Annotated in this window: 3 protein-coding genes; all 3 read right to left on the bottom strand. The window is 77.4% G+C overall.

Translation table 11 applies throughout. The features are described 5' to 3' along the window. A partial coding sequence (locus WCS02_RS18400) for a hypothetical protein (RefSeq protein ID WP_422665435.1) occupies positions 1-798 on the bottom strand: 798 nt, incomplete at its 3' end. 79 nt (positions 799-877) lie between these two features. Continuing rightward, entirely contained in the window at positions 878-2,611 is a 1,734-nt protein-coding gene (locus WCS02_RS18395; protein WP_340295743.1) for an FAD-dependent oxidoreductase, read from the bottom strand. Then, positions 2,608-3,997, bottom strand: a 1,390-nt coding sequence (locus tag WCS02_RS18390; RefSeq protein ID WP_340295742.1) for a succinic semialdehyde dehydrogenase, incomplete at its 5' end; no start/stop codon positions are given. The genes WCS02_RS18390 and WCS02_RS18395, both read right to left, overlap by 4 nt.

Here is a 3,997-nt window from a genome sequence, read left to right as displayed (position 1 = left end):
CTGCGCGGCGCGCTCGGCGGCACGGGGCGACGGGGCCGGCACGACGGCGTCACCGGCGGGAGCGGCGACGGCGGGCGCGGGGACCGCGACGGGAGCGGCGGGGACGGGTGCGGGCGCAGGAACGGGGGCCGGGGCGGGCTCGACGGGGACCACCGGTGCGGACGGTGCGATGACCTCCGGCGCCACCGCATCGACGACGCCGACGACCTCCTCCACGACCGCCACCACGTCCACCACCGGCGCGGGCGTGCACCCGGTGCTGATGTCCGCACCGGAGGGGGCCACCACCCACACGGCGCTCGTCGAGCCGTCCTCGAAGACGCGGTCCGGCGACAGCACGGCGACGAGGCTGGTCCGGGTGGTGGGGTCCAGCCGCAGGGGCAGCTCGGCCAGGGACACCATGTCGAGCTCCTGCACCCACCAGGTGACGCCGTCGGCCAGCGGCAGGTCGACGACGACCGGGTCGCACCCCGCGGGCACCATCGGCTCGAGCGTCGAGCGGTAGAGACCGCCCTGGTCGGTCGGCACGGGCTCGTCGGAGGGCGCCGGCTCGACGACCTCGACGGCCTCGACGGCCTCGGCAGGCGCGACGACCTCTGCGGCCTCGGCCGGCGCCACGACCTCGGCCACCTCGACCGGCTCGGAGGGCGCGACCGCCTCGACGGGCGGGTCGGCCAGGTCCTCGTCGGCCGCGAGCGCGGACGTCGCCGGGGCGAGGACGACGGCGGCGGCGAGCGCGGCGCCGCCCAGGACCCGGGTGCTGCGGGAGGGGTGCCGACGGACGCCGTGTCGCTGCATGGCCCCACTCCACCGCCCCGTCGGCAGGCTGTCGCGGACTCTGGAGCCGTCCGGGTCGCGCCGGGCCGCGGTCATCACCTCACGGGGTAGCGCGCTCACTCCTCGACGACGACCCGTCGCGTTGAGTGATCACGGTCGGGGACTGCCCGCGGTCGCCCCGGGAGGGCCAGCGGGAGAACACCCGCTCGGCCTGGGCGGTGATCGTCAGCGACGGGTTGACGCCCAGGTTGGCGCTCACCGCGGAGCCGTCGACCACGTGGAGACCGGGGTGGCCGTGCACCTGCTGGGAGGCGTCGAGGACCGAGTCCTCCGGTCCCGTCCCGATCGGGCAGCCGCCCAGGAAGTGGGCCGTCATGGGGACGTCGAGGACGTCGGCGACGGTCCCGCCGGCTCGGGCGCGGACGCCCACGCCCTCCTCCACGCGCGCCGCGAGCCGGCGGACCGCGGTGTGCGCCGTCGGGATCCACGACGGGTGGGGCTCGCCGTGCCCCGGTGCCGACGTCAGCCGGCCGGGCAGCAGCCGCCCCCGGCGCCACGACGTCGTCAGGGAGTTGTCCCGGGTCTGCATGACGAGCCCGATCACCGAGCGGCGGCTCCACGACCGGACGGAGACGCTGCGGGCCAGGGCCAGGGGGTGCCGGACAGCCAGGCCGAGGAACCGCACCGGACGCGGCCAGCGCCCGCCGCCGTCGACGAGCAGGGTGCCGAGCAGCCCCATGGCGTCGGACCCGGGGCCGTAGCGGACGTTCTCCACGTGGGTGTCCGGCGTCGGGTGGAACGAGGAGGTGATCGCCAGCCCGCGGGTGAGGTCGGCGCCGCGCGGCACGGTGTCGGTGGTGACGCCCACGAGCGCCTCGGAGTTGGTGCGGGTCAGCGTCCCGAGCGCGGCGGGCAGGTCAGGGAGCACGCCCTCCGCCCGCATCCGCTGCAGCAGGGACTGCGTCCCCCACGCGCCCGCGGCCAGGACCACGTCGGCGCACGTCACCGAGCGCACCACCCGGCGCAGCCCCGGGACGCCCGGGCTGCCGGTGCGCCGGGTCGTCACGCGCCACCCCGACCCCGGGCGGGACGGGTCCAGCGGCTCGACCCGGGTGACCGTGCGCAGCGGCTCGACCCGCGCGCCGGCGGCCTCGGCCAGGTAGAGGTAGTTCTTGACGAGCGTGTTCTTGGCGCCCCGGCGGCACCCGACCATGCAGTTGCCGCACCCGTCGCAGGCCGTCCGGGCAGGACCCCGTCCGCCGAAGAAGGGGTCGGGCACCGTGGTCCCGGCGCGCACGGTCGGGGTGGGCAGGAACACCCCCACCGGGACGTGGGCGAACGTGCTGCCCACGCCCATGTCCTCGGCGGTTCGGCGCATCGCCTCCTCCACCGGGCCGTGGAACGTGCTCGTCACCACGCCGAGCATCCGCTCCGCGGTGTCGTAGTGCGGGGCGAGCTCGGCCTCCCAGTCCGCCAGCGCGGCCCACGGCCCCGAGCGGTAGAACGCCGCCGGCGGCCGGTAGAGCGTGTTGGCGTAGTTGAGCGAGCCGCCGCCGACCCCGGCGCCCGCGAGCACGACGACGTGAGGCAGGCGGTGGATCCGCTGCACGCCGTACCAGCCGAGCCGGGGTGCCCAGAGGTAGCGGGGCAGGTCCCACGAGGTGCGGGCGTGCTCGTCGTCGGCGAAGCGGCGCCCCGCCTCGTAGACGAGGACGTCGTAGCCCTTCTCGGCCAGCCGCAGCGCGGCGACGGACCCGCCGAAGCCGGAGCCGACGACGACGACGTCGTGGTCGAGGCCCCGCGGTCCGGCACCGCCGGCCGCGCGGCCCGTCACGGCATGCCCAGACCGTGCAGTGCCCGCGCGGTGAGGGTGAGCAGGCGCGAGCGCGTGGTCGGCGGGCGGTCGAGCAGCCACGAGGCCAGCGGGCCGTGCTGGGTGAGGACGACCTGGGCGCGGGTCACCTCGTGCAGGCCCTCGCGGCCGTACCGGCGGCCGTACCCGCTGGTCCCCGTGCCGCCGACCGGTGCGGCGACCGAGCCCCACGCCAGCAGGTGCACCTCGTTCACCACCACGGTGCCGGTGCGCACCTGCGCGGCCAGCTGCTGCGCGCGCCGCACGTCCCGCGACCACACGCTGGCCATGAGCCCGGTGGTGGTCGCGCCGACCGCGGCGAGCGCCTCCTCGTCCGAGGCCACCTCGGTGAGGACGACGACGGGGCCGAAGGTCTCCTCCGTCCGGCAGCGGGCGCCGTCGGGCACGTCGGCGAGGACGGTCGGCTCCATGAACGACGGGCCGAGGTCCGGACGGGCACGGCCGCCCGCCAGCACGGTGGCGCCGCGGTCGACGGCGTCCTGCACGTGCTCCAGCACGCGCGCCAGGTGCTCGGGCGAGACGAGGCTGCCCATGTCGACCGTGCCGTCGCGGGTCCAGCCCAGCCGCAGCTGCGCCAGGCGCCGCAGCAGCTCCGCGCGGAACCGGGACGCGACGTCCGCGTGGACGTACAGCCGCTCGCTGGACGTGCAGGTCTGGCCCGCCCCGCCGAAGCAGTCGCGCACCGCCGCCGCGGCGGCCCGGGGGACGTCGGCGTCGGCGGCGACGTACATCGCGTTCTTGCCGCCGAGCTCCAGGGTGCAGCCGACCAGGCGGGCCCCGGCGCGCGCGGCGACCTGCCGGCCCACGGCCTCCGACCCGGTGAACAGGACGTGGTCGGCCACGTCGACGACCTGCTCCCCCAGCGCCGCGGAGTCCCCGGCCAGGACCGCGAACAGCCCGTCGGGCAGGCCCGCGTCGCGCAGCAGGCCGGCGACCGCACCGGCCAGCGGCACCGAGCGCAGCGCGGGCTTGGTGAGCACGGCGTCCCCGGCCAGCAGGGCCGGCAGCGCGTCGCCGAGCACGAAGACGAGCGGGTAGTTCCAGGCGGCCACGTTGGCCACGAGCCCGACCGGCACCCGCCGCACGAGCGCCCGGCTGAGCACCGGGACGAAGCCCGGCCTGGCCTCGGGCCGGAGCACGGCCGGGCCGCGGCGGGCGTGCCAGCGGGCGACCTGCAGGACGCCGACGACCTCGAGGAACGCGTCGCCGCGCGACTTGCCGGTGACGACCTGCACCAGGTCGGTGAGCTCCTCGCGCCGGCGCAGGACCAGGTCGTGGACCGCGGCCAGCACCCGGGCCCGCTCGGCCACGCTGCGCGCCGCCCACGCCGGCTGGGCGGCCCGCGCG

The sequence above is a fragment of the Aquipuribacter hungaricus genome (assembly GCF_037860755.1).
In the GTDB taxonomy this organism is placed as follows: domain Bacteria; phylum Actinomycetota; class Actinomycetes; order Actinomycetales; family JBBAYJ01; genus Aquipuribacter; species Aquipuribacter hungaricus.
The sequence above is the reverse complement of the archived record's forward strand: the minus strand, read 5'-3'. Positions and strand labels throughout refer to the sequence as shown.